Here is a 23,970-nt window from a genome sequence, read left to right as displayed (position 1 = left end):
TCTGGCAGCGTTCGCCTACCGCTTCAACCGTCGATTCGACCTGCGCGGGCTGGTGGCTCGACTCATCATGGATGTCTCGCGGTGCAAGCCTCGGGCTCAGCGGGTCGTTCGGGGGAATGCTGAGGATCGTTGCTAATCAGGTGTCGCGATGGGTCCACTTTAGGAGCCGCCCAACCCCGCAGGGGGCAGACCGCGCCGCGATGCCGTGTCGGATCGGTGGGCGCGTGCGCGTAGGTACCGTCCTACCCCTACCCCTGCACCACGCGGGGCAGGCAGGCCTTCAGCTCGGTGCCCTGCCCGGCGCGGGAGGCGATCTCCAGCCGGCCGTTCTCGGATTCCACACGGAAACGCATGCCGCGCAGCCCATGACTCCCGATGCGGGTGCGGGCCAGGTCGAAACCGACGCCATCGTCCTCCACGCGCACGCTCACGCGCTCCTGCTCGTTGTGCAGTTCCACCTGCACGGTCTTGGCCTGGGCGTACTTGATGATGTTGGTCAGCGCTTCCTGTACCACCCGGTAGACCGTGAGATCGGCGCTGGACGACAGGCTGACCGGCTCGAACCGGGTCAGGATGTCCAGGCCGGCGCGTTCCTGGACTTCCTCGCAGAGGATCTCCAGCGCGGGGATCAGGCCCAGCGTGCTGAGGGTGGAAGGCCGGAGGTCCTCGATGATGCGCCGCTTGAGGGCGATGCCGCTGTTGAGCGTTTCCGTCAGATGCGACAGGCAGGGCACCAGATCGGGCAAGGTCTGCTGCAGCTTGGGCTTGATGCGGGCTGCGTCGAGCTTGGCCGTGGTGAGCAGCGCGCCCAGCTCGTCGTGCAGCTCGCGCGCCAGGTGCGCGCGCTCGTCTTCGCGTGCGGTCTGCAGGTGCCGGGCCAGCTCCGTGAGGTCGCCGGTGCGCCGCAGGACTTCCGCTTCGAGCCGGTCACGCTCCTCCACGATCTCGGCCTGCCGCTGGACACGCTGCCGTTCCAGCTCGCGCCCCTGCCGCACGAACAGTGTCAGCACCATCAGACTGATGAGCGTCATGGCAGCCACCCCGATCCGGCTCATCCACAGCGTCTCGTAAACGCTCTTCAAGCCGGTCGCGATGCGGGCGTTCTCGTACTGCACCAGTTCGTCGACTGCGACACGGATCCGGTCCATCAGGTCGCGGCCGATGCCCGAGCGCACGATTTCAAGGGCCAGGTGCGACTTTCCGGACCCATGCAGGCGCAGCACCTCGTCCATTTCCCCGAACCGGGCATCCACCAGCCGCACCAGCTCCAGGCGCCGGGCTTCACCCGCAGCATCGTGGAGTCCGGCATACAGCCGTTTCATCTCCGCCAGTGCCCGCAGCACATCCTCGTGCGCGCGCACATAGGGCGCCATGTACTCGGCCCCCCCGACGAGCAGGTAGCCCCGCTTGCCCGATTCAGCATCCGAGATGCGCTGGAGCATCTGCAGGGCCTGGACCCGTACTTGCCCCTTGAGGACGAGCTGGTCGAGTTGCCCGGCGGACTCCCGGTAGGACAGCTCGCTGATGCAGAGCATCAGGATGGCCACCAGTACTGCGGCTGGAACCGACAGTCTGAGCAGAAACGGGCGCCTGAGCGTTCCAGAAATGACGTTCTTCATGCCCACACTATGCTGTACATCACGAAACATCGAAGGAGTCCGGATGTTCCGTAGACATCGCTGTCGACGGCCGCACGCACCAGGTTGCCTCGCCTGCAGGACATCTGTAGGACATTTCTGACACGCGCTCGCGCAGGTGTCCCATCGCGCCAGACAGGAGGGCTGCCTATATTGGCACCATGTCCTTCATCCGGAAGGGCCTCTCCGGGAGATCGCCATGTCCTGCCCCCGATGGATTCCCTACGTGCTCGTGGTCGCGATGTCGCTGTCGGTGTCGCTGTTCCAGCCGGTGGATGTCCCGCAGCAGTCGCAGCACGGCAGCGCCGCTTCGTCGGACATGGTTTCGCTCGGCTTGATTCGCTGAGGGCCGGTTGTTTGCCTCAGGCTCCGCCGGACTGTCCGGGCTTGATGGACCTCAGAGAAAAACGGAACCCGTAGCGTCGGGAGCTGGAGACGCGGGGGTGGACGCGGCGGTCGGCCGACCGGGTGTCCCGCGCCGGGACATGCCACGAGCCGCCGCGCAGGGCGCGGGAATTCTGGTCCTGACCATCCGGTGGGTTTTCCAGCGCCGCGGCGCTGTACTGGCGATTGCTGCCCGCACACCATTCCCACACGTTCCCGTGCATCTGGTACAGCCCCCATCCATTGGCCGGTCGCTCTTTCACCGGCACCGTCCGGCCCACGGTTCCATCGAAATTCACCTGAGCCGGGGTCACCGAATCGCCAAACCAATACGGCGTCTGCCCCCCAGCCCGGCACGCATATTCCCACTGCGCTTCGGTCGACAATTCGGCGCTCACGCCCAGCCGCTGCGTCAGCTTCGGCAGGAACAGGCCCGTCACATCGTCCCAGCTCACGCTCTCCACCGGCAGGTCCGCACTGCCCTTGAAATGGCTCGGGTTCTGCCCCGTCACCGTTTGCCACAGCCCTTGCGTGCAGGCCGTGTCCGCAAGCCAGAACCCTTTCGTCAGCGTTACCCGGTGTTGCGGCTTCTCGTCGTCATAGCCGCCAGAATCTCCCGGATCGCAGCCCATCAGGAACGATCCCGGCTTGATCCACCGCATCCGCTGCACCGCGCCGCCGATCTCAATGTCCGCCCACGGTGTGTCGAACTCGTCGCTGCCCTTCTCTCCATACGCCTTCGCCCACGGAATCTGCCGCTTCCACCAGTCCGCTCCGTCACCCCCGCCCTTTCCGTCATCCCCGCGCAGGCGGGGATCCACGACAGGCACCGTCGGCTCGGTTCGTGGGTTCCCGCTTTCGCGGGAATGAAGGGGGGTGGGGGTATCCAGAATCTCCCGTAATGCCTCCAACAACAACGCCACGCCTTGCTCGAAATACCGCCTGTGATCCAGATCCAGCGCATGCACATCCAGCAGCGCGTGCAGATCCTCCGGCAACTCCGCCTCGCCCGGCATCTGCGCCCCATCGATCAGCACCGGAATCACCGCAATGCCCCGTTTCAGCGCCGTCGTGATCTCCAGCCGCACCCAGTCCCGCGGGTTCTGCAGCCGCTCGCTCGCCCACCCCGGCCCGATCACCGCCAGCAACACCCGGCAACCCTGCAACTGCCCCTCGATGCGCAGGCGGAAGTTCTCGCCCACCTTCATCGTCTGCTGGTCCATGAACACCTGATCGCGGTATTCCTGCTGCAGCCGGTGGTACAGCGCCAGCGTGTGCAACTGGCTTTCGCTGCGGCGGTAGCTGATGAAGATCGTGTTGTGGTGGGTGCTCATGGGCGGAACGTGTGACAGCGCCAGACATTTTCACATTCGCGCCGCCCCGCCCAGATCACACCCCGAACAGGCGCGGATCAAACCGGAACGGATGCCGCTCGACGGTCACCCGAATGGCGCCGTACTGCGGATGCGCCGGGTTGATGAGCAGGTTGCTTTCCGCTGGCTCGATGGTCGACGGCACCCACAGCCCCAGACTCGACCCCGCGCTGGCCCACGCCATCCCCAGCGCCTGCGTCCCCGCTTCATCCTCGCGCCAATCCGGCGGCAAGCCCAGCGCCTGCGCATCCAGCAGGACCGCATCAGCCGGAAGATCCAGCCGCATGAGCGCCTGATTCCGAGGATTCGCGCCGTTGCAGTGGACCCGCTTTTCCAGTTGGCAAAGCGCCCGGCTCGACCCGGCATACACGACAGGATGCCGCCCCCGGGTATGCCATCGGCCATTGCCCAGCGTCGCGCCGTGCCCCAAGCTGGCCAGCACCGCCGCCGTGGGCAGCGTCGGATCAGCGCAATGGCCGATCCGCCAGACTGTCGTCAAACCACACCGCCGTACTGGATGGCCAGCAGGATGTCCTTGACGCGCTGCGCACCGTAGGAGGTTTTGGCGCACTCCAGAGGGGTCTCGCCGTCGAGCATCGGATGGGGCCGGCGCAGCCATTGGGACGCTTCCGCTTCCGACTCGAAGGTGTCCGCCGCCATCTGGTCGAGTTCGAGCAGCCGCAGGACACTTTCGGCCGAATGCATCGGCAGCAACTGGCCCTTGGTGGCGCGACGGTTCGCAGTGCTGCGGTCCAGGTCCAGGTACTCGGCCACCACGCCCTTGCCCAGCCCCAGGAACTCGCTCAGCGGACCCAGCGTCTGGCTGGAGATGCCACGCTTGAGGAGCTGGTGGGCGCGGGCGCTGGTGAGTGGGATGCCTGCGGTTTCTGGTGCGCTGGGTTCCACCAGGCGCCAGATGATCGACCGGGCCTCGCGACGATCGGCAGGCAAGGCAGCGGGCGTGGTGGTTGGTCTTGGCATGGTGCGATTACACCACCATCAGGGTGCATTTACACAAGCCATGCACAACCCGAAGCGTTTGAGTACCACTGGTTGTTTCGGGCGGGGTGAATGGAATCGTTACAAATTCGCCGCTCCCTCCGGTCGCGGACCGGCCGGCGCTCCGCTTCGGCCGAAAACCCTGCCCCTGCTCCGCAAGGGCAAATTCCCCAGGCTCCGCCTGACCGGGCTTACCGGCTTGGCTTGATGGACCTCAGGGAAAAACGGAACCCGATGCTCTGGCGGCGGAGGCCGCGGTGGTTGAAGAACCGATAGGCCGACCGGGCGCGCCCGGCCGGGTCGAACCACGAGCCGCCGCGCAGGGCGCGGGAATTCTGGTCTTGACCATCCGGTGGGTTTTCCACCGCCTGCGCGCTGTACTTGCGATTGCTGCCTGCACACCATTCCCACACGTTCCCGTGCATCTGGTACAGCCCCCACCCGTTCGCAGGCCGCGCCTTCACCGGCACTGTTCGACCGCTGTCAAAAGGCTGATCGAAATGCGCTTGTTTTTCCGAGATGCCCTGGCCGAACCAATATGGCGTCTGTGTCCCCGCTCGGCACGCAAACTCCCATTCAGCTTCTGTCGGCAGTTCGACTTTCACGCCCAGCCTCTGCGCCACCTTCGGCAGGAATAAGCCTGTCACGTCATCCCAGCCCACCATTTCCACGGGCAATTCGGCGCTGCCCTTGAAATGGCTCGGGTTTTGCCCCGTCACCGCTTGCCAAAGCCCCTGCGTGCAGGCCGTGTCCGCCAGCCAGAAGCCTTTCGTCAGCGTTACTCGGTGTTGCGGCTTCTCGTCGGCAGTGCCGTCCGAGTCTCCGGAGTCGCAACCCATGAGGAACGATCCCGCCTCAATCCACCGCATCCGCTGCACAACCCCGCCGATCTCGATGTCAGCCCACGGCGTGGCGAACTCGTCGCTGCCCTTCTCTCCATACGCCTTCGCCCACGGAATCTGGCGCTTCCACCAGTCCGCCGTTCCGTCATCCCCGCGCAGGCGGGGACCCACGGGAGGCGACGTCGGCTCGTTTCGTGGGTTCCCGCTTTCGCGGGAATGACGAGGTGGTGGGACTGCTGGCGGTGATGGAGCGGGCGCTGGTGCTGGCAAAGGATCGGACTGATCCAGAAACTCCTGCACAGCCTCCTTCAACTGCCGGATCGCATCATCAAAATGCCCATCCAGATCCAGCGGCAGCGCCTGGATGTCCAGCAGCGGATGCAGATCCGCCGGCAAGTGCCGCTCATCGGGCATCCGGGCGTTTTCGATCAGTACCGGGATCACCGGGATCGGCCGTCCCAGCGCCGTCGCGACCTCCAGCCGCACCCAGTCACGCGGTTGGTGCAGCCGAAGCTGGCCATCTTCGTCCGTCACCGTGTGCCAGTCCGGCCCGATTACCGCCACCATCACCCGGCACCCCTGCAACTGCTGCTCCAGTCGGACCCGGAAGTTCTGCCCCGGCTTCAGCCCGTCCACGTCCATGAACACCCGCCCCGGAAAGTGCGGCTGCAAGGCGCTCAGCAAAAGCCTTGCATGCGCCCGGCTCTCCTTGCGGCGGTAGCTGATGAAAATCGTGGTGTTTTGGGTGCTCATGGGCGGGGCGTGTGACAGCGCAGCATATTTTCACATCAGCGCCTGCACCACCCCTCAAACCCCAAACAGCCGCGGATCAAACCGAAACGGCTGCCGCTCGATGGTGAGTTAGTCCATCGTCAAGCCACACCACCGCGCTGAATCGCCAACAGGATGTCCTTGACACGCTGCGCACCGCAGGCAGTTCTGGCTGCCTCCAGCGGCATTTCACCGTCGAGCATCGGATGAGGCCGGCGCAGCCACAGGAGCGCCTCCGATTCCGACTCGAAGGTGTCCACCGCCATCTGCTCAACTTCACACAGCCACTGAAAGGGCTCCACTGATTGCACCGACATCCCCTCAGCGCGCCTGCGCCAACGCCTTCCCAATCCGATTCCGCCCCACCGACGTCTTCGGCACCTTCCCCTTCAAATGCCCGAACCACGCCCGCACGTCCTCGTCCAGCCCGATCCCGTGCATGTAGTTGTAGAGCGCCTTCTTCAGCCCCACGCCCAGCGCGTCGTGGTCGGTGCCCGTCGGGTCGATGAAGCCGACATCGTTCTGCGCAAACGTCACCGGCGGCAGCGGGCGCAGCTTCACGCCGTACTCCGCCGGGTTCAGCCCCACGGGTGAATGCACCGTGCAGGCGAAGCGGTGGAAAAACCCGCTCTGGATGCAGCCGTGCTCGAAGAGCTGGCGCACGTACTCCAGCGCATCGACCGTGTCCTGCACCGTCTGCGTCGGGAAGCCGTACATCAGGTAGGCGTGCACCAGGATGCCCGCGTCGCTGAAGCCCTTGGTGACACGCGCCACCTGGTCGACCGAGACGCCCTTCTTCATCAGCGTCAGCAGCCGGTCGGACGCGACTTCCAGCCCGCCCGACATCGCGATGCAGCCGCTGTCCGCCAACTCCTGGCACAGCTCGGGCGTGAAGGTCTTCTCGAAGCGGATGTTGCCCCACCACGAGATCTGCACGTCGCGGCGCTGCAGCTCGGCAGCCAGCGTCTTCAGCGCCTTGGGCGGCGCGGCCTCGTCGACGAAGTGGAAGCCGGTCTGGCCGGTCTCGGCGACGATGGCCTCGATGCGGTCCACCAGCGTCTCGGCAGTCGCCGTCTCGTAGCGCGAGATGTAATCCAGGCTCACGTCGCAGAAGCTGCATTTCTTCCAGTAGCAGCCATGCGCCACCGTCAGCTTGTTCCAGCGCCCGTCGCTCCACAGCCGGTTCATCGGGTTGAGCATGTCGAGCAGCGAGAGGTACTTGTCCAGCGGCAGCCCATCCCAGGTCGGCGTGCCCACCTCGGCGAAGGGCACGTCCGGCTCGACGAAGTTGATGTAGCGCACCAGCCCGGTGTCCGCGTCCCGCACGAAGGTGCGCACGAGGCGTTGCCGTGACCGCTTGCCGTTGAGGTGCTCCAGCAGCGCCAGCAGCGGGCGCTCGCCGGAGTCCAGCGTCACGTAGTCGATGTGGTCGAACACGCGCGGCTCGGCGAGTTCGCGCAGCTCCGTGTTGACGAAGCCGCCGCCCAGCGCCACGACGATCGTCGGATCGACCGCCTTGACCGCCTGCGCGATGCGGAACGCCGCGTACACCGCCCCCGGAAACGGCACCGACAGCAGCACCAGCCGCGGCCGATGGCGCTCGACCGCCGCCCGGGTCAGCTCGGTCAGCACCTCGTCCATCAGGTTCGGCGCGGCGGCCAGCGCGGCGGCCAGCGGCTCGAAGGTCGGCTGGCTGGTGGCGAGCGACTCGGCGTAGCGCACGAACTCGAAGCGCGGATCGACCGCGTCGCGCAGCACGTCGGCGAGGTCGTTCAGGTACAGCGTGGCGAGGTGCCGCGCCTTGTCCTGCAAGCCGAGCGCACCGAACGCCCAGGCCAGCGGATCGCCGCCGTCCTCGTCCACGTAGACATCGAGCGTGCGGAACCGCGGCCCCTCTGGCAGGAAAGCGCGGCTGTTGATGCGGTGCGCCAGCGTCGCGTCGCGGCCCTGCAGGAAGGCGATGACACGGTCGATGGTCGCCACGTAGCGGTCGAACTGGGCCATGAAGCTCTGCACCGGCTCGGTCAGCTGCTTAGGCGGATGCGCTTCGATGCGCTTGCGGATCTCCAGCAACCCGCCCCGCGACAGCAGCCGCAGCACCAGCGCCAGCGCCAGATCCTCCTGCACCGCATCGACGCCGCGCGAACGCAGGAAGCCGGTCAGGTAGGCGGTGGAAGGGTACGGGGTGTTGAGCTGGGTCATCGGCGGGATGACGGACAGCACGCGCAGGGGAGCCTGCGAAACGGTAGCGGACATGGCGCGGCTCGGGGTGCAAGCAGACGACTGGGGGCGGCCATTCTGCCAGCCGGGCGTTTGTCCTCCGGATGAAGGATGTACCGCGGGCCGGTGCATTGACGGTCCGGACTGGTACGCGTATGAACCATGTTGTGCACGAAGCAAGGAGCACAACATGGCAATCACCGTGGGCAATGCGCAGAAGCGCATCGGACTGGCACTGTCTGGCGGCGGATTCCGCGCCGCGGCGTTTCACCTGGGGGTGTTCCGGCAGTTGCAGGCCCAGGGGCTGCTCTGGAAGCTGGACCTGCTGACTTGCGTTTCCGGCGGCAGCATCGCCGGCGCCTTCCTGTGCCGCAACTGGGGCAAGGACGCGGCGCTGGACCGGCTGGAGCAGTACCTGCGCAGCGCCTCCATCGCGGTGTCCTCGGTGCTCGGCGGGATGCTCGATCCCTTCCACACCCGCCTGGACAAGCTGGCCGACAGCTACGACCGCGACCTCTTCGCCGGCTGCACGCTGGACGCGCTCGCGGGCGGCCCGCGCCTCTACCTGAACGCGACCAATCTGGCCACCGGCAACCTGTTCTCCTTCGTCACCGGCGGTGGCAAGCCGACCGAGATGGGCGAATGGGAGATGGGTTTTCATCCGGCAGACCACTTTCGGCTGGGCCGGGCGGTCGCTGCGTCGTCGGCCTTCCCGCCGGTATTCCCGCCGCTGCGATTGGACCAGGACGCCTTCCCCGCCAACGGCGCCGACTTCATCTGCCTGACCGACGGCGGCGTGTACGACAACCTTGGCGTCAACCCGCTGGTGCGCGACCGCAATGCGCTGGACTACGTGATCGTCAGCGACGGCGGCAAGCCCTTCTCCATCGTCGAGCAGCCGACCGAGTCCAGCGCCGCGGTGCTGGTCGAGGCCATCGACATCCTGATGGAGCAGGTGCGCGGGCTGCAGTTCAAGCGGCTGGAGCTGGGCATGCTGCGGGCGAACGGGCCGAAGCCGGTGTGGTTCTCGATCGACAGCGCGATCGGCCAGGCACAGGCCGGCGACGCCGCCTTCGCCTCGGCGATCAGCACCAACCTGAAGCGCCTGTCGGGCGACGAGATGACCGTGCTGAAGCGCCACGCCAGCGCCCTGCTGATGCACCGGCTGAACACCTACACGCCGGAGCTGCTCCATGGCTGACTGGCTGGACGTCGACGCCCTGGTGCCACTGCTGGACCTGGCCGCTACCGATCCGGACCTGCAGGTCGGCTTCGTCGCACTGGACACTGCGGCCCGGTTTCCACTCGATCCGGACGCCCTCGCGCAGCTCATCGCCGAATTGCTGGCGTTGCAGCGCCACACGACGGCGGGGTCGCCGGGTGACACACAGGCCACTGCGCTGCTGGAGCGGCTGCGCGCCGTCCGGCCGAAACCTGCTGCGGCACCGTTCGACGCAGCGGCCGTGGCCGGGCAGATCAGCGACGCGGTCGATCAGCTCATGCAGTCCACGGACACTGCCGCGCGACTGGTCATCCTCGCTACCCTCGGTGCGGTTGGTGATCGGCTCGGCGGACGGACATCGGCGCCGACCCGCGGACGAAGCCGTGGCGTACCAGTGCAGCGGGCCGCGCCGCCCCCACAGCCGGAGGCACGCCGGGTGCAACTGCGCCTGCTCCAGGGCGGCGCGCGGCGCCAGTCCTTTCTGGCTGGCGCCGAGCACGTCGTGCGCTGCTGGATCGGCCCGCTGGAGGACGGGGAAGTCGCCGCTGACCGGCCAATCCCGGACGTTCCCATGCCGGCCGATGGCTTGCTGCTGCAGGCGCAGCTCTACTGGCAGGACGGCCGCGGCGTGGACCACAGCGACAGCCGGACGATGCTGCTGCCCGCCGAACGCGACGCCCGCAGCGGCGACTGCAACCTGCACCTGACCGTGCCGGAGGGCGAACGCTATGTCAGCGCCGACCTCGTGTTCCGCTACCGCGGCCGGATCTTCGAGGCGGTGCGGCTCGAAGGGTTTGTGCTGCGCGCGGGCGAGCCGGAGACGCCCGCGCACACCCTCTCGCTGCGCGTGCAGGCCAGCCGGCGCGAGGTGCTCGGCATCGCCGACAGCCCGGCGGTCGACGGGACGCTGGTGATCGACGCACCGCCATCCCCCACTGCCGACGCAGCCGCCCGCCTGCTGCTGTTCGACGCCCGCGGCGCCCACACCTTCGATCTCGGCAGCTCCGGCACGGCGCTGCGCTGGCTGAACGACACACTGCACCTGACCGAGACCGTGGTGGTGCGCAAACAGGCCAGGGCCGGCCTGTCCACCTCCGACGAACTCGATCCGGACGACCCGGCCGTGCTGAACCTGCTGCGCACCCTCGCCCGCCACGGCGCCAACCTCTACAACCAGCTGCACGACAGCGGCTACCGCGATCCGGGCGAACGCCTGCAGTTGCTCAACCGCACGAGTGAGCACGTGCCGCTCGAATTTGTCTACGACCGCGGCGCGCCGGCCGAGGACGCGACGCTGTGCGCAGGCTGGCGCGACGCGCTGCAGTCGGACGCGGCGGGCTGCCCGGTCTGCAGCCGCGTGCCACTGGCGGACGACCAGCGCGACCGCGTGCCGGTCGTGTGCCCGCTGGGTTTCTGGTCGCTGCAGAAGGTGATCGAGCGCCTGGACCCGGATGCCGCATCCAGTGCGGGGGCGTCCGTGCCGACCGCCGCCCGCCGCAGCCTGCGCCCCATCGATTCGGCCCTGTTCGCCTGCAGCGACAAGGTGCCCGAGGCCGACCGCGAGCAGCTCTGGGCCGCGCTGACGCAGTCGGTCGCCCACCCGGTGCGGGCCGCAGACTGGGTCGAGTGGAAGACGGCGGTGCAGTCCGATCCGGCGCTGCTGCTGGTCCTGCCACACCACGACGTCGACCAGGGGCTGGACTACCTGGAAATCGGCGCCGAGGGTCTGTCCCACGCCCAGGCCCGGCTGGGGCGCGAGCAGCTCCTGCCCAGCTACATCAACCCCGACGCCACCGACCCCGGCCCGATCGTGCTGATGCTGGGTTGCCAGACGGCGGCCGATGCCGACGGCGGCATGGGCTATGTCGCGCTGACCCGCCGGGTCCAGCAGCAGCGCGCCGCCATCGTGCTGGGCACGCTGGCCAAGGTGCTCGGCCGGCACGCGGCGCCGGTCGCGCAGGAGCTGGTCCGGCAGCTCGCAGCGGTGCGCGACGCGGACACCGATTTCGGCACCGTGATGCGCCGGGTGCGCCGCCGCATGCTCGGGCGCGGCTACCTGATGGCGCTGTGCCTGGTCACGCTGGGCGATGCCCAATGGCGCTTGGCTCCGCAGCAGGACACCGCCGCACCCGTGCACTGAACCCGCCCCTCGTCCCAGGAGAGCCGCCATGTTCCGCCTCGAAATGCTGCCCGCCGCCCACGGCGACTGCCTGTGGATCGAGTACGGCGACGCGGCCCACCCTCGCCGCATCCTGATCGACGGCGGTCCCGGCCGGACCTACCCCACGCTGCGTGCGCGCATCCTGCAGGTGCCGAAGACCGAGCGCCGGTTCGACCTGCTGGTCATCACCCACATCGACGCCGACCACATCGAGGGCGTGGTGCGGCTGCTGCAGGACGCCGAGGCGCTGGGCTGCGTCTTCGACCGGATCTGGTTCAACGGCCGCGATCAGCTCGACCAGGTGCCGGACCCCGCCGGCCAGCCGCTGGGCGCGCTGCAGGGCGAACTGCTCGGCATGCTGATCGCCGACTACGAACACCGCACCGGCACGGCGGTCTGGAACCGCGGCTGGCCGGACCGACTGGTCGCCATCGACCGGGAGGCCGCCGGCTTGCCGGTGGTCGATCTGGGTCCGGGCGCCTGCCGGCTGACGCTGCTCTCACCGGACCACGACCGCCTGCTGTCGCTGAAGGACACCTGGCGCAAGGCCCTGAAGGCCGCCGGGCTCACCTCGGGCGATACCGCAGCCTTGCGTCTGCGACTCGAAGCCTCGCGCCATCTGCGGCCGCTGGGCGATGCGCTCGGCGCAGAGGACGACCGCAACGACGACGCCACCGGGGAAGGCGCGGAACCCGAGGCGTGCGAACTGGACGATGCGCTCGGCGCGGCCGGCGAAGCTCGCGCCGCCTTCGGCAGCGACGACAGCGAAGCCAACGGCAGCAGCATCGCCCTGCTGCTGGAGTACCCGAGCGAGCGCCCCACGGTGCGTCTGCTGCTGGCGGGCGACGCCTGGGCCTCGGTGCTGGAGACCTCCATCCGCCGCCTGCCCGAGGCGTCCGACAGTGGACGGCTCGCGCTCAGCGGTTTCAAGCTGCCGCACCACGGCAGCGTCCGCAACATCCACGCTGCGCTGCTGGCCTGCCTCGACAGCGCCCGCTATCTGGTATCGACCAGCGGCGCGGTGTTCGGCCACCCGAACGCGCGGACCGTCGATCTGGTGCTCGCCGAACACCACGGCGAAGCGCCCGCACAGCTGCTGTTCAACTACCAGAGTGCCACCACCACGCCGTGGGCCGCGCCCGAACGCCAGCACGCCGAGGGCTTCGTCGCCGACTATCCACCCGGCAGTGCCCAGGCGACCGTGCTGGCGCTTTGAACGCTGAAAGCGTTGGACGCGAGGGTGTGCCTTCGGGGAAGATGCTGGCCATCCGCTGGAACCAGCTCGATCAGACAGGCACACCCCTTGGCATTTCCAGCCGCAGGCGGCGACAGCACATGGCCCGCCATCGTGCCCCCGCTGTTTCTCTTGTACGGCCTTCTGGGCATCAGCACCGCCGCCGTCCGTGCCTTCACCCGTTCCCGCCCCGACAGCATGCTGCGCCAGCAAGTGCAGGCCTGGTGGCTGATCTTCCCAGTCCTCACCGCTGGCCTGTGGGTCTATCCGATGGGGTCGACCGGACTGGTGTGGCTCATCTGCGCACTGGCGGTCCGTGAGCTGTCCAGCCACTGGCCAGGGCCGCGCGCGCCGTTCTTCGGTCTTTGCGGGGCCGCGTTTCTGGCCGACCAGTGGGTGAACAGCGTGCTGCCAGCGACCAGCCTCTGGCACCCGGCGGGTGTGCTGGTGGCGCTGCTGGCGGTCGGCCTGTGCCGCCGGCGCCGCCGTCCCCTGCTGGTCAGCACCTTCGTGCTCACGCTGCTCGGCGTGGGCCACCTGGTGCAGCTCGCCCAGCTGCCGACGCTGGGCCGCACCGGGCTGGCGTGGACCTTCTACCTGCTGGCGCTGACCTGCCTGAACGACATCGCGCAGTTCGTCAGCGGCAAGACCCTCGGCCGCCACCCGATCGCCCCGGGCATCAGCCCGAACAAGACCTCGCAAGGGCTGGCGGGTGGCGTCGTGGTGAGCGTCGCCCTGTCGGTGGCCATCGGCACGCGGTTGCAGCTCGCCGCGCCTGCCGTGCTGGTCGCGCTGGGTGCGGCGCTCGCGCTCGGCGGGTTCGCTGGCGACCTGGTGTTCTCGGCCATCAAGCGCGCGCTGCAACTCAAGGACTTCTCGCGATTGATTCCGGGGCACGGCGGCATACTCGACCGCGCCGACAGTCTGGTCCTCACGGCGCCCCTGCTGCACGCCCTGCTCCTCACTGTCCAGCTCCACGCCGGGATTGCACCATGACCACCACCTCAGACACCGACACCGACCACGACCCCTGGATCCGCTCCGAATCCGGCTTCGAGACCTTCGACCAGACCCGCCTGTTCTACCGCTGCTGGCAGCCCCGCGACACCTACCGCACCGCGGCCTCGCCGCCGCTGCGCGTGCTGATCTTCCTGCACCGCGGCCACGAACACTCCGGCCGGATCGAGCCGCTGGTGGAGCAGTTCGCCGGCCTGCGGGACTGGGCCTTCGCCTGGGACGCCCGGGGCCACGGCCACTCGCCCGGCGAACGTGGTTCGGCGCCCGACTTCGAGAGCCTGGTGCAGGACTTCCACTGGTTCATCCGCCACCTCCGGGAGGTCCACGGCTTTGCCCCCGAGGACATGCTCGTCATCGCCAACAGCGTCGGCGCGGTGATCGCGGCGACCTGGATCCACGACCACGCGCCGCACCTGCGCGGCGTGGTCATGGCGGCGGCGGCGTTCCAGATCAAGCTGTATGTGCCGCTCGCCAAGCCGGCGCTGCGGCTGGCCCTGGGGTTCAAGCCGGATCTGGCGGTCACCAGCTACATCCGCCCGTCCATGCTGACCCATTCGCCCGAGCAGGCCCGCGCCTATGCCGCCGACCCGCTGATCGCCAAGCGCATCTCCGCCCGGGTCCTGCTCGGTCTGGCTGACACGGCCAAGCGCATCGTCGCCGATGCCTTCGCGATCGACGTGCCGGTGCTGATGCTGGTCGCGGAGAAGGACTACGTCGTGCACGCGGCGCCGCAGCAGCAGTTCTTCGAGCGCCTGGGCTCGCGCCACAAGCGCCTGCTGGTGCTCAAGGACTGCTTCCACGCGGTCTTCTACGAACAGGGCCCGACGATGGACGAGGCGATCCAGGCGACCCGGCAGTTCATCGACGGCTGCTTCGGCCACCCGATCGCCGCGGTCGAGGAGCACCTGGATGGCGACCGGAACAGCCGCAGCGCCGCCCAGTTCGGCCACCTGCAGCGGGGCACGCTGGGCACGGCGCTGGAGCGCGCGGCCAACACCGTCCAGCGCCAGATGCTGCAGTGGCTCGGCCCGCTCAGCAAGGGCATGCAGATCGGCCTGACGCAGGGCTTCGATTCGGGCGCCTCGCTGGACTACGTCTACCGCAACGAAGCCGGCGGGCGCTTCGGCATCGGCAAGTTCATCGACCAGGGCTATCTGCAGGCGATCGGCTGGCGGGGCATCCGGCTGCGCAAGCAGCACCTGCAGCAGCTCCTGTCGGAACTCATCGCCACGCACCCGGCGAACCTGCCGCTGCGCATCCTCGACGTCGCTGCGGGCGGCGGGCGCTACGTGCTGGAAACCGCCAAGCGCTTCCAGGACCGCCCCATGCACATCACCCTGCGGGACTACGCGCAGTCCAATCTGGACGCGGCCCGCCAGCTGGCCGAGGCGCTCACGCTGAACCACACGGTCGAGTACGAGTGCCGCGATGCGTTCTCGCCGGACAGCTACCCCATCGACGAGTCGCAGTTCGACATCGTGATCGTGTCGGGCCTGTACGAACTCTTCGCCGAGAACGCGCCGGTGCTGGCGTCGCTGCAAGGCATCCAGCGCCAGCTCCGCCCCGGCGGGCATCTGGTCTACACCGGACAGCCGTGGCACCCGCAGTTGCTGATGATTGCCCAGACGCTGAACAACCACCGCGGCGAGCCGTGGCTGATGCGGCCGCGGCCCCAGGCGGAACTCGACGCGCTGGTGGCCAGCATCGACTGCTGCAAGACGCAGAGCCTGATCGGGCTGGCCGGTATCTTCACGGTGTCCGTGGCGCGCCACGAGCCGCCGCCCGCAAAGCCTGTCGCAGCCGGTTGACGGTGGTCCAGACGAGCAGCGCGAGCGTGAGCATCAGCAGCCCGTCAAACCAGTCCGCCCTCGCGCCACCCGCCACCAGCAGCGCCATCAGCCCGAAGACGACCGCGCGGTCGCTCTTCCCCATCGGGCCGTCGAAGCGGCGGGCGGCGCCGATCAGCACGGCCAGCACGCCGGCAAACTCGGCCAGCAGCGCCGCCGCGACGACGATCACCAGCATCGGCGCCCGCACCTGCGCCACCAGCGCGAACGGCAGGTAGAGCGCCACGTCCGAGAGCTGGTCACCCATCTCGTTGAGCAGGGCGCCCAGCGCCGTCTTCTGCCCGGTGGCCGTGGCGAGCATGCCGTCGACCGCGTTCAGGGCCATGCGCAGCAGCATGACGACCGGGAACAGCCCCCACAGCCACCGGTTCGCCGGGTGCAGCGCCAGCGCCACGCCATACGCCAGCGAGAGCGCCATGGCCAGCACGGTGATCTGGTTCGGGGTGACGCCGCGGCGCACCAGCGACGCGAGCAGCGGCCGCAGCGCCTGCTGGAACTGCGGTTTGAGGTCGTAGACCGAGAAGGAGAGGTTCATGCGAGGTAGTCTGCCAGCCGCACACAGCGTTCGTAGCCCATCGCGCAGTGCAGGTAGACGATGCGGCCTTCTGACCACGCGGCCCGCACCGTCGCCACGATCTCTTCCACAGCGGCGGGCGCCGGGGTCACGAGGTCGAGCAGCGGCAGATGCCGGTAGCGGATCGCCGCGGCGCGCAACAGGCTGGGGGTCTCGGGCAATTCGGCGGACAGGTCCACCACCACGCAATCCGGCGGCAGCAGCGCGGCCTCGCGGTCGGTCAGGCGCCGGCCGATCCAGAGCCGCTCCGACACCCGGACCACGGGCGCATGGTGCCGCTCCCGCCACTGCACCAGCCACCACGTCAGCCGGTACCCCGCCAGATACGGCGCGTAGAGGACCCAGACCCACAGCGGATGGCGCCCCGACTGCTTGTGCAGAAACTGCCGGTCCCGCCGCGCGTAGGCCACGCTGACCAGCAGCAGGCTCAGCGTCAGGTACAGCCCGAGCAGGCTGTGCAGAGCCAGCGCGCCGACGAGCAAGGCGACGGTCGCCGCGGCCGCGTAGTGCAGGGCCACCGGCACTTCGTCCGAACACGGTCGGACCCACCGCTCCACGCCCAGACCCAGCAGCGCGCCGGCCACGCCGTCCAGGCTCTGGTGCTGGTAGGTGAAGACGGTTGCCACCGACACCAGCAGCAGCGCCACCGCCAGCAGCCAGCGCGCCGGGCGGCTGTCCAGCGTGTCGCGCAGCGCGAACCAGAACACCACGCAGTAGGCGACATGCAGCGAGGGCATCTGGTTGTACGGCCGGTCCACCAGGCGCAGGCCGTCGTACAGCAATGCCAGCAGCGGCGATTGCACCGCCGGTCGCACGAAACCGCACTGCACCGGGAAGGCCACGAACACCAGCGCGGCCACCACCGTCGCCAGCAGCAGGCGCTGGCTCAGCAGCCGCAGGGCCGCGCGGTCCGGCACGAGAAAGAAGCTGCCCGCATAGAACAGGCCCGAGCAGAGGTAAGGCAGGACCATCCAGGCGATGAACGGAATCTGCCGCTCGAAGGCCAGCGCGATCTGGCGCGACACCTGCGCCCGCTCCGCCAGGTGGTTGGCGGTTTGATAGCATGCCGTGAACACCAGCGTGTTCAGCAAGAGCAAGCCGGTGCGCTGCCGCCAGGTCGCAGGCAGCGCCCCCTTCCCTTCAACGGCTACGATGGATTCAAGACGGTGGGACATCGATACGCGCGCTGCCTGGTGATGGCCGGCGGGGGCTTCCGGTTCGGTTATTACCTGGGCCTGCATGCGGCGCTGGCGGCGCAGGGCCGCGCGCCCGATGTGCTGCTGGCCAGCTGTGGTGGCGCCATCGCCGCGGCGATCATACAAGCGCTGCCGGACGCCGCAGCGCGCCGGGACTGGCTCGCCTCACCCGCGATGCACGCCTTCTGCCACAGCCTGCAAGCCCGGCCGGGCGCCACGCTCGGCGGCGCGCTGGCGGGTGCGCTGGCACGGTTCTGCAGTCGCCAGCCGGCGCCGCGGGTGCCGGATCTCTTCAATGACTACCTGTTCGAGCTTCCGGCGATGCTGCCAATGCCCACCGCACCCGATCCCGCCCCCGGACCGGCCGTCGCCTTCATCGCCGGCACCCTGCTCTACGGCGAACACGAGGTCGGCCAGCCACGTGGCGCACGCCCGCTCTTCGCCGAAACCGTGCTGTGCGACACCCGCACGGCCGCGCTGCTGCAGGGCATGCGCGCTCCGATGGACGATCCGCGCTGGAGCCACGGGGTGATCGCGCCGGACCTGCGCACAGTCACGGACATGCCGGTCGCCGACGCGGTGCGGGCGTCGATCGCCGACATGTTCTATTTCCGCTGCCATACGCACGCGGGCCAGCACTACCTTGGCGGCGCCATCGATCTGGTGCCCGTCGAGATCGCACGACAACTGGCCGACGAGGTCTTCATGGAACGCAAGGCACCCTATGACCACACCCTGGCCGCGCCCGCCCTGCGCGCGGTGCTGGGCATCGATGGCAACCGGCGCATGCGCCACGTGATGCAGCCCGCCGATCTCCACGCCCATCCCGGCCACCACAGCGTCGACACCTCGGACATGCGCCGCGCCTTGCCGCACGCCCTGCTGCGCAAACACCTCCGCTGGGCAGCGAACCGCATCGAACTGGCCGCCCCCGAGCAGCTCGCGGACTACCGCCGGCTGGTCGACGCCCAGTGGCATTACGGCCACCAATGCGGCCAGCGCCTGGCATGAGTCCCCTGAACATCCTGGTCATCGGCGGCACCAGCGGCATCGGCTGGGCCCTGGCGCTGCACTACCTGCAGGCGGGGCACCGCGTGGCGGTGTGCGGCCGGGATCCCAGCAAGATCGACGCCGACGCCGCCCACCCCTACCCGCAGCTGAAGCGCTATGCGCTCGACATCGCCGACGCCGCGGCGATCGACCACGCGCTGGCCGACTTTGTGCCCGCGCCCCTGCCGCTGGACCTGCTGATCGTCTCGGCCGGGACCTACTTCAACTCGCGCCACCACACGCTCGACGCCGACGCGACGCTGCGCCTGCTGGCCACCAACGTCAGCGGCCTGAACCATGCGTTCGCGTGCGCGGCCCGGCGCCTGCTGCAACAGCCCGTCAGCGCACAGCGCGGGCAGCTGGTGGCGATCTCCTCGGTGGCGGGCCTGCTCAAGGACTACCCCGGCGCATCACTCTACAGCGCCACCAAGCGCAGCGTGCTGAACCTGTGCGAGACCTACCGCATCGCACTGGCGCCGTTTTCCATCGCCGTCACCGCCATCGTGCCGGGCTACATGGACACCGCCCGGCTGCGCGAACTCAACGGGGGCGATGCCCGCGGCAAGCCCTTCCTGCTGTCCGAAGCGGCCGCGGTCCGGGAGATCACCGCGGCCATCGCGCGCCGCCAGCCGGTGCATGTGTTCCCGTGGCAGATGCGCTGGCTGGTGGCGGTGCTGAACCGGCTGCCGACCGGGCTGCTGAAACGCCGACGCTAGCCTGCGGGTTCAGACCGCGGCGATCATTCCGCCGTCGACCCGCACCACCGACCCGGTGACATACGAGGCCCGCGCACTCGCGAGGAAGGCCACCACGTCGGCATATTCCTGCACATCACCAACGCGGCCCATCGGGATGGCGGCGGCGCTGTCGGCCTGCACCTGCGCGAGGTCCTTGCCCTGGCGCTGCGCCGCCTGCTCGTCCAGAAACTGGATGCGGTCGGTGGCGATCCGGCCCGGAACCACGATGTTGGCGGTGATGCCGTCGCGGGCCACCTCGCGCGCCAGTGTCTTCGACCAGCCGACCAGCGACAGCCGCAGCGCGTTGGACATCGCCAGATTGGCGATCGGCGCGACCACGCCGGACGAGGTGCTGGTGACGATGCGGCCCCAGCCCCGCGCCTTCATGCCCGGCAGCACGCGGTCGGTCACCGCGATCACGCTGAGCACCATGGCCTGGAACTGCGCCAGCCAGCGCTCGGGTGGCTGGCCGGCGGCCGTGCTCGGCGGCGGGCCGCCGGTGTTGTTGACGAGGATGTCCACCGGGCCGAAGCGGGCCTCGATGGCGGCGACGTTCGGCCCGATCTGCGCAAGATCCGCCAGATCCCAGGCCAGCGCGAGCGCCTGTCCGCCCGCCGCCTCGATCTCGGCGACGAGGGCGTCCAGACGGTCGACCCGCCGCGCGGCGACGGCCACACGGGCGCCTTCCGCCGCCAGCGTTCGCGCAATCGCGGCGCCGAGGCCACTGCTGGCGCCCAGCACGAGCGCGGTCTTGTTCTTCAGTCCCAGATCCATCGGATTCCCCTGTGTGTCTTGTGTGTCTTGCCTTACCAGGCGATGCAACGGTCGGCCCGCGCGCGGGCGCCTTCGATCAGACGTGCGTTCGGCTCGTCGGTGGTCTCGACCCAGGCCCGCGCAGCTTCCGGGCTGCGGCCGAACTGCACATGGCGCGCGACCAGCCGCTCCAGCCGCAGCGCGGGGTCCACGTCCACATACCAGGCCTCGTCCAGCAGCGCCTTCACCTGTCCCCAGGCACCCAGGCGCGGGTCGTCGAGCAGCAGGTAGTTGCCTTCGACGATGACCAGCCGGGTCTTGGGGAACACGGGAATCGCCCCAGCGACCGGCTCCTCGATCTCGCGGCGGAACTCGGGTGCCAGCACGGTTTCGTCCGCGGGCTGCTCGCGCAGGCGGCGCAGCAGGGACACGAAGCCGGCGCTGTCGAAGGTGTCCGGCGCGCCCTTGCGCGCGGCGCGGCCGAGGCGGGCCAGCTCGACATTGGCGAGGTGGTAGCCGTCCATCGGCACGACCTGCGCCGTGCCCGGGTGGCGGGCTTCCCAGGCGGCGAGCAGCGCGGCGGCAAAGGTGGACTTGCCGGCGCCAGGCGGGCCGATCAGACCGAGCAGCGCACGCCGACGGCCGTCGGCGAGCAGGGTTTCCAGGTGGGCGAGGCAGGCGGTGGGGACTTGGGCAGGCATCCCGCGATTGTCAGTCAGAGCGTCTCGCTGCGCTTGCGCCAGAGCCGGATCCAGTCCGGCAGCGCGTCGGCGGGCATCGGGCGGCCGATGAAGTAGCCCTGCGCGATGTCGCAACCCGCCGCCCGCGCGAAGTCCCAGTCGGCCCGGTCCTCGACGCCTTCGGCGACCGCGGTCATGTCGAGCTGGTGCGCCATCTCCAGACTGGCGGCGAAGATGGCACGCTGGGTCGGCTGGTCCCGGTTGCCGTGGACGAAGCCGCGGTCGATCTTCAGCTCGTCGAAGGGAATGTCCCGCAGCTGTGCCAGCGACGAGTGGCCGGTGCCGAAGTCGTCGATCGACAGGCCGATGTGCTTCAGGCGCAGCCGGGTCAGGATGTCCATCGGCACCCGCGCGTCGCGCATCAGGCGCGACTCGGTCACCTCCAGCATCAGGTCGGTCAGCGGCACGCCGTGGTGGGCGGCCTCGCGCAGCACGAACTCCGGGAAGTCCAGCCGCGCCAGGTTGTCCATCGAGACATTGACCGCCACGCGCAGGCCCATGCCAGCCTCGCGCCAGCGCCGCGCCTGCCCCATCGCCTGCGAGAGCACGCTGCGGGTGAGCGCATCGATCTGGCCGCTGGATTCGGCCACGGTGATGAAGGTGTCGGGATAGAGCAGGCCTTCGGTGGGATGCCGCCAGCGCACCAGCGCCTCGACGCCGACCAGCGCACCGTCCGCCATGGACACCTTGGGCTGGTAATGCAGGATCAGCTGGTTGCCGCGCAGCGCGCGGTCGATCTCCTCCGGGGTCCGCGTGCGGGCCGCGTGGCGCACCTGCGCCGGCACGAAGCCGCGCCAGCGCGCCACCAGCTCTCCCAGCACGGCCGAGGCCACCGGCTTGTGCAGGTGGTGCAGCACGTGCAGCTGGTAGGCGCTGGCGAGCTTGGCGGCCGTTTCCAGCACGCGGTGGTCGGCCCCGCTGACGAGCGCCAGCGCGCCCTGGTAGTGCTGCTCGGCGAGGTGGCGCATGAATTCGACGCCGTCCATGCCCGGCATGTTCAGGTCGAGCAGCAGCAGCATCGCCGAGGTGTCGCGCCCGCGCAGGCGGTGCAGCGCGCTCGCGCCGGAGGTGCAGGCCTGGACCGCGCCGACGCCCAGCGCCGCCAGCTGGCGCTGCAGGACCTGGAGCTGGAAGGGATCGTCGTCCACCAGCAGCAGCAGGGGCTCGGCGTCCACGCTGGCCGGCATGGTCTGCGCCCCGGCCGGGGCCGCTTCGAGCACGGCCACCAGCGCGGTCAGTTCGCTCTCGAAGCGCTGCATCCACGCGGTGGCCGCGATCCCGTCGCCGATGGCGCCCGCCTGCTCGATGCCGGCGCAGCAGCCGCCCAGCGCCATCGCGCCGATGGACCGGGACGAGGATTTGAGGCGGTGGCCGAGGGCGCCAACCTGGGTCCAGTCCGCCCGGGACGCGGCCGCACGCAGCAGCTCGGCGGTGGCGCGGCTAGAGATCAGGTAGTCGTGGCGGAAGCTCTCGAGCACCGCCGGATCGTCGCCGATCAGCTGGGCGAGTGCCGTGGGGTCGAACACCGGCAGGACCGGGCCTTCGCCGGGCAGCAGCATCGCGGGCGCCGACACGGCCGGCGCCAGCCAGCGCGCCAGCGTGGCGCCGAGCTGTTCGAGCTGCACCGGCTTGCTCAGGTAGTCGTCCATGCCGGCGGTGCGGCAGCGTTCGGCCTCGCCGCTGAGGGCGTTCGCGGTCAGCGCGATGATGGGCAGGTGCTGGCCAGGGCCTTCTTCGCGGCGCAGCGTGCCGGCGAGTTCGTAGCCGTCCATGCCCGGCATGTGCAGATCGGTCAGCAGCAGCGCGAAGCGCCCGCTGCGGGCGCGCTCCAGCGCGTCCAGGCCGTTGTCCGCCACTTCGGCCGACAGGCCGAGCAGCGCCAGCTGGCGGCGGATGACCTTCTGGTTGATGTCGTTGTCCTCGGCCACCAGCACGAGGCGGCCCTGCAGCGCCGCGTCCTGGCTGCTGGACACCGCCCGCCGGCCCGGTGACACGCCGGTGGACAGCTCGATCGGATCAGGCTCGCAACGGCCGACCGAGAGCGCCACGGCCTTGAGCAGCGCCGCACGGTGCAGCGCCTCCTGGTCGAGCATCACCAGCCCGGGGCCGAGCACCCGCGGGTTGCGCCGCTGGCCCGGCGTCAGCCAGACCCAGCACAGACCCGGCGCCACCGCTTCGCCATGCAGCCGCACGCGGGTCATTTCCGCGGGGTCGCGGTTCTGTTCCGTCTGCCACAGCACGACCGTCGGCACATCGGGGCGCACACTGCCAAGCGCGCGCCAGAGCGCCTCGGCATCCGACCAGCTCTGCGCCTGCGCACCGGCGCCGCTCAGGTAGGCGCACCAGTCGCGCGCCTGGTGCGGATCGTCCAGCAGCACGTGGCACTGCAGGCCGGAGAGTTCGGCCTCGCGCTCGAACTCGGCGGCTGCGCCCCGCTCGCAGTGCTGCAAGGGCAGGGTCACCGTGAACATGGCGCCCTGCCCCGGCGTGCTCTGCACCGTGATGTCGCCGTCAAAGGCCTTCACCAGCCGCCGGCAGATGGACAGGCCCAGGCCGGTGCCGCCGTAGCGGCGCGAGGTGCTGCCTTCGGCCTGCTCGAAGGGATCGAAGATGCGGGACAGCGCGGATTCGGGCAAGCCGATGCCGTTGTCGCTCACCTGCAGGCGCAGCTGGTCCGCCCCAACCGCACCAACCGCACCAACCGCTTCGACCCGCACCCGCACCTGCCCGGCCCGCTCCAGCCCGGCCGAGAACTTGACGGCGTTGGCCAGCAGGTTGTTGAGGATCTGGCGCAGGCGCACCACATCGCTGAGGATCCAGTCCGGCAGCGCCGGATCGACGAAGACCTGCAGGACCACGCGCCGCGCCGCCGCCACCGGCTGCAGGGCGTCGCACACGCCCTCCACCAGCCGCAGCAGCGCCACCGGCTCGGATTCCATCGTCAGGTGCCCGGCCTCGATCTTCGAGAAATCGAGGATGTCGTCGAGGATGCCCAGCAGCGCGAAGGCCGAGTCGCGGATCGTGTCGGCCAGATCGGACTGGTAGGGCGTCAGGCTCGACTGCCGCAGCACGTCGACGATGCCGACCACGCCGTTCATCGGCGTGCGGATCTCGTGGCTCATCGTGGCGAGGAAGGCGCTCTTGGCCTCGTTGGCGGCTTCGGCCGCCTGCTTGGCCAGCGCCAGCTCCTGCGTGCGCGTGGCCACGCGCTCC

Annotated in this window: 20 protein-coding genes and 1 pseudogene; 9 read left to right on the top strand and 12 right to left on the bottom strand. The window is 69.3% G+C overall.

The window, feature by feature from the left end; translation table 11 throughout:
- Positions 1–136 (top strand): annotated as a pseudogene (locus AABN02_RS19955) (IS1595 family transposase); the annotation flags it as partial.
- Positions 137–248: 112 nt separating this feature from the next.
- Here the strand turns inward: AABN02_RS19955 and AABN02_RS19950 are convergent.
- Complete coding sequence (locus AABN02_RS19950) at positions 249–1,535, bottom strand: sensor histidine kinase (RefSeq protein ID WP_338416665.1); 1,287 nt, start codon at positions 1,533–1,535, stop codon at positions 249–251.
- 301 nt (positions 1,536–1,836) lie between these two features.
- Here AABN02_RS19950 and AABN02_RS19945 point away from each other — a divergent pair, with 301 nt between their 5' ends.
- A complete protein-coding gene (locus tag AABN02_RS19945) occupies positions 1,837–1,983 on the top strand; it encodes a hypothetical protein (RefSeq protein WP_338416664.1) in 147 nt (48 codons plus the stop codon).
- A 16-nt stretch (positions 1,984–1,999) separates the two neighbouring features.
- On the opposite strand, the gene AABN02_RS19940 is transcribed toward AABN02_RS19945, so the two are convergent.
- The 6 genes from AABN02_RS19940 to AABN02_RS19915 all read right to left on the bottom strand — a co-directional run bounded on the left by AABN02_RS19940 (position 2,000) and on the right by AABN02_RS19915 (position 8,262).
- A complete protein-coding gene (locus tag AABN02_RS19940; RefSeq protein WP_338416663.1) occupies positions 2,000–3,355 on the bottom strand; it encodes an SUMF1/EgtB/PvdO family nonheme iron enzyme in 1,356 nt (451 codons plus the stop codon).
- Positions 3,356–3,410: 55 nt separating this feature from the next.
- Positions 3,411–3,893 (bottom strand): RES family NAD+ phosphorylase, encoded by a 483-nt coding sequence (locus tag AABN02_RS19935; RefSeq protein ID WP_338416662.1) that lies wholly within the window; start codon positions 3,891–3,893, stop codon positions 3,411–3,413.
- Entirely contained in the window at positions 3,890–4,375 is a 486-nt protein-coding gene (locus tag AABN02_RS19930) for an antitoxin Xre/MbcA/ParS toxin-binding domain-containing protein (RefSeq protein WP_338416661.1), read from the bottom strand. Before AABN02_RS19930 ends, AABN02_RS19935 begins: the two co-directional genes overlap by 4 nt.
- 209 nt (positions 4,376–4,584) lie before the next feature.
- Positions 4,585–5,988, bottom strand: coding sequence for an SUMF1/EgtB/PvdO family nonheme iron enzyme (locus AABN02_RS19925; protein WP_338416660.1), 1,404 nt, complete (start codon positions 5,986–5,988; stop codon positions 4,585–4,587).
- 119 nt (positions 5,989–6,107) lie between these two features.
- Positions 6,108–6,323, bottom strand: coding sequence for an MbcA/ParS/Xre antitoxin family protein (locus AABN02_RS19920; protein WP_338416659.1), 216 nt, complete (start codon positions 6,321–6,323; stop codon positions 6,108–6,110).
- A gap of 4 nt (positions 6,324–6,327) precedes the next feature.
- Positions 6,328–8,262 (bottom strand): B12-binding domain-containing radical SAM protein, encoded by a 1,935-nt coding sequence (locus AABN02_RS19915; protein WP_338416658.1) that lies wholly within the window; start codon positions 8,260–8,262, stop codon positions 6,328–6,330.
- Between the two features lie 154 nt (positions 8,263–8,416).
- On the opposite strand from AABN02_RS19915, the gene AABN02_RS19910 reads away from it, so the two are divergent.
- The 5 genes from AABN02_RS19910 to AABN02_RS19890 all read left to right on the top strand — a co-directional run bounded on the left by AABN02_RS19910 (position 8,417) and on the right by AABN02_RS19890 (position 15,668).
- A complete protein-coding gene (locus tag AABN02_RS19910) occupies positions 8,417–9,427 on the top strand; it encodes a patatin-like phospholipase family protein (protein WP_338416657.1) in 1,011 nt (336 codons plus the stop codon).
- The gene (locus tag AABN02_RS19905; RefSeq protein WP_338416656.1) at positions 9,420–11,588 is read left to right on the top strand and encodes a hypothetical protein; all 2,169 of its coding nucleotides are present in this window, start codon (positions 9,420–9,422) and stop codon (positions 11,586–11,588) included. Before AABN02_RS19910 ends, AABN02_RS19905 begins: the two co-directional genes overlap by 8 nt.
- Before the next feature lie 28 nt (positions 11,589–11,616).
- Entirely contained in the window at positions 11,617–12,825 is a 1,209-nt protein-coding gene (locus AABN02_RS19900; RefSeq protein ID WP_338416655.1) for an MBL fold metallo-hydrolase, read from the top strand.
- An 87-nt stretch (positions 12,826–12,912) separates the two neighbouring features.
- Complete coding sequence (locus tag AABN02_RS19895) at positions 12,913–13,839, top strand: phosphatidate cytidylyltransferase (protein ID WP_338416654.1); 927 nt, start codon at positions 12,913–12,915, stop codon at positions 13,837–13,839.
- Positions 13,836–15,668, top strand: a complete 1,833-nt coding sequence (locus AABN02_RS19890) for a bifunctional alpha/beta hydrolase/class I SAM-dependent methyltransferase (RefSeq protein ID WP_338416653.1) — start codon at positions 13,836–13,838, stop codon at positions 15,666–15,668. Before AABN02_RS19895 ends, AABN02_RS19890 begins: the two co-directional genes overlap by 4 nt.
- On the opposite strand, the gene AABN02_RS19885 is transcribed toward AABN02_RS19890, so the two are convergent.
- Together AABN02_RS19885 and AABN02_RS19880 are read right to left on the bottom strand one after the other, a co-directional pair.
- A complete protein-coding gene (locus AABN02_RS19885) occupies positions 15,610–16,242 on the bottom strand; it encodes a CDP-alcohol phosphatidyltransferase family protein (RefSeq protein ID WP_338416652.1) in 633 nt (210 codons plus the stop codon). The two genes, AABN02_RS19890 and AABN02_RS19885, sit on opposite strands and share 59 nt — an antisense overlap.
- Positions 16,239–17,378, bottom strand: a complete 1,140-nt coding sequence (locus AABN02_RS19880) for a phosphatase PAP2 family protein (protein ID WP_338416651.1) — start codon at positions 17,376–17,378, stop codon at positions 16,239–16,241. Before AABN02_RS19880 ends, AABN02_RS19885 begins: the two co-directional genes overlap by 4 nt.
- Before the next feature lie 69 nt (positions 17,379–17,447).
- Between AABN02_RS19880 and AABN02_RS19875 the strand changes: the two genes are divergently transcribed.
- Both AABN02_RS19875 and AABN02_RS19870 read left to right on the top strand, forming a co-directional pair.
- Positions 17,448–18,488: a patatin-like phospholipase family protein gene (locus AABN02_RS19875; RefSeq protein WP_338416650.1), complete on the top strand. Its 1,041-nt coding sequence runs from the start codon at positions 17,448–17,450 to the stop codon at positions 18,486–18,488.
- Positions 18,485–19,243: an SDR family NAD(P)-dependent oxidoreductase gene (locus tag AABN02_RS19870; protein ID WP_338416649.1), complete on the top strand. Its 759-nt coding sequence runs from the start codon at positions 18,485–18,487 to the stop codon at positions 19,241–19,243. The genes AABN02_RS19875 and AABN02_RS19870 overlap by 4 nt, the downstream gene beginning before the upstream one ends.
- 9 nt (positions 19,244–19,252) lie before the next feature.
- On the opposite strand, the gene AABN02_RS19865 is transcribed toward AABN02_RS19870, so the two are convergent.
- From AABN02_RS19865 to AABN02_RS19855, 3 genes are all read right to left on the bottom strand, one after another.
- Complete coding sequence (locus AABN02_RS19865; RefSeq protein ID WP_338416648.1) at positions 19,253–20,038, bottom strand: SDR family oxidoreductase; 786 nt, start codon at positions 20,036–20,038, stop codon at positions 19,253–19,255.
- Positions 20,039–20,070: 32 nt separating this feature from the next.
- A complete protein-coding gene (locus AABN02_RS19860) occupies positions 20,071–20,718 on the bottom strand; it encodes a nucleoside/nucleotide kinase family protein (RefSeq protein WP_338416647.1) in 648 nt (215 codons plus the stop codon).
- Positions 20,719–20,732: 14 nt separating this feature from the next.
- Positions 20,733–23,970 (bottom strand): EAL domain-containing protein (locus tag AABN02_RS19855; protein WP_338416646.1); only part of this gene is annotated, 3,238 nt, incomplete at its 5' end.

Origin of the sequence: uncultured Sphaerotilus sp., assembly GCF_963924895.1 — a bacterium.
In the GTDB taxonomy this organism is placed as follows: Bacteria; Pseudomonadota; Gammaproteobacteria; order Burkholderiales; family Burkholderiaceae_C; genus Sphaerotilus.
Note: the sequence above shows the minus strand (reverse complement) of the source record. Positions and strands in the feature narration are given on the sequence as shown.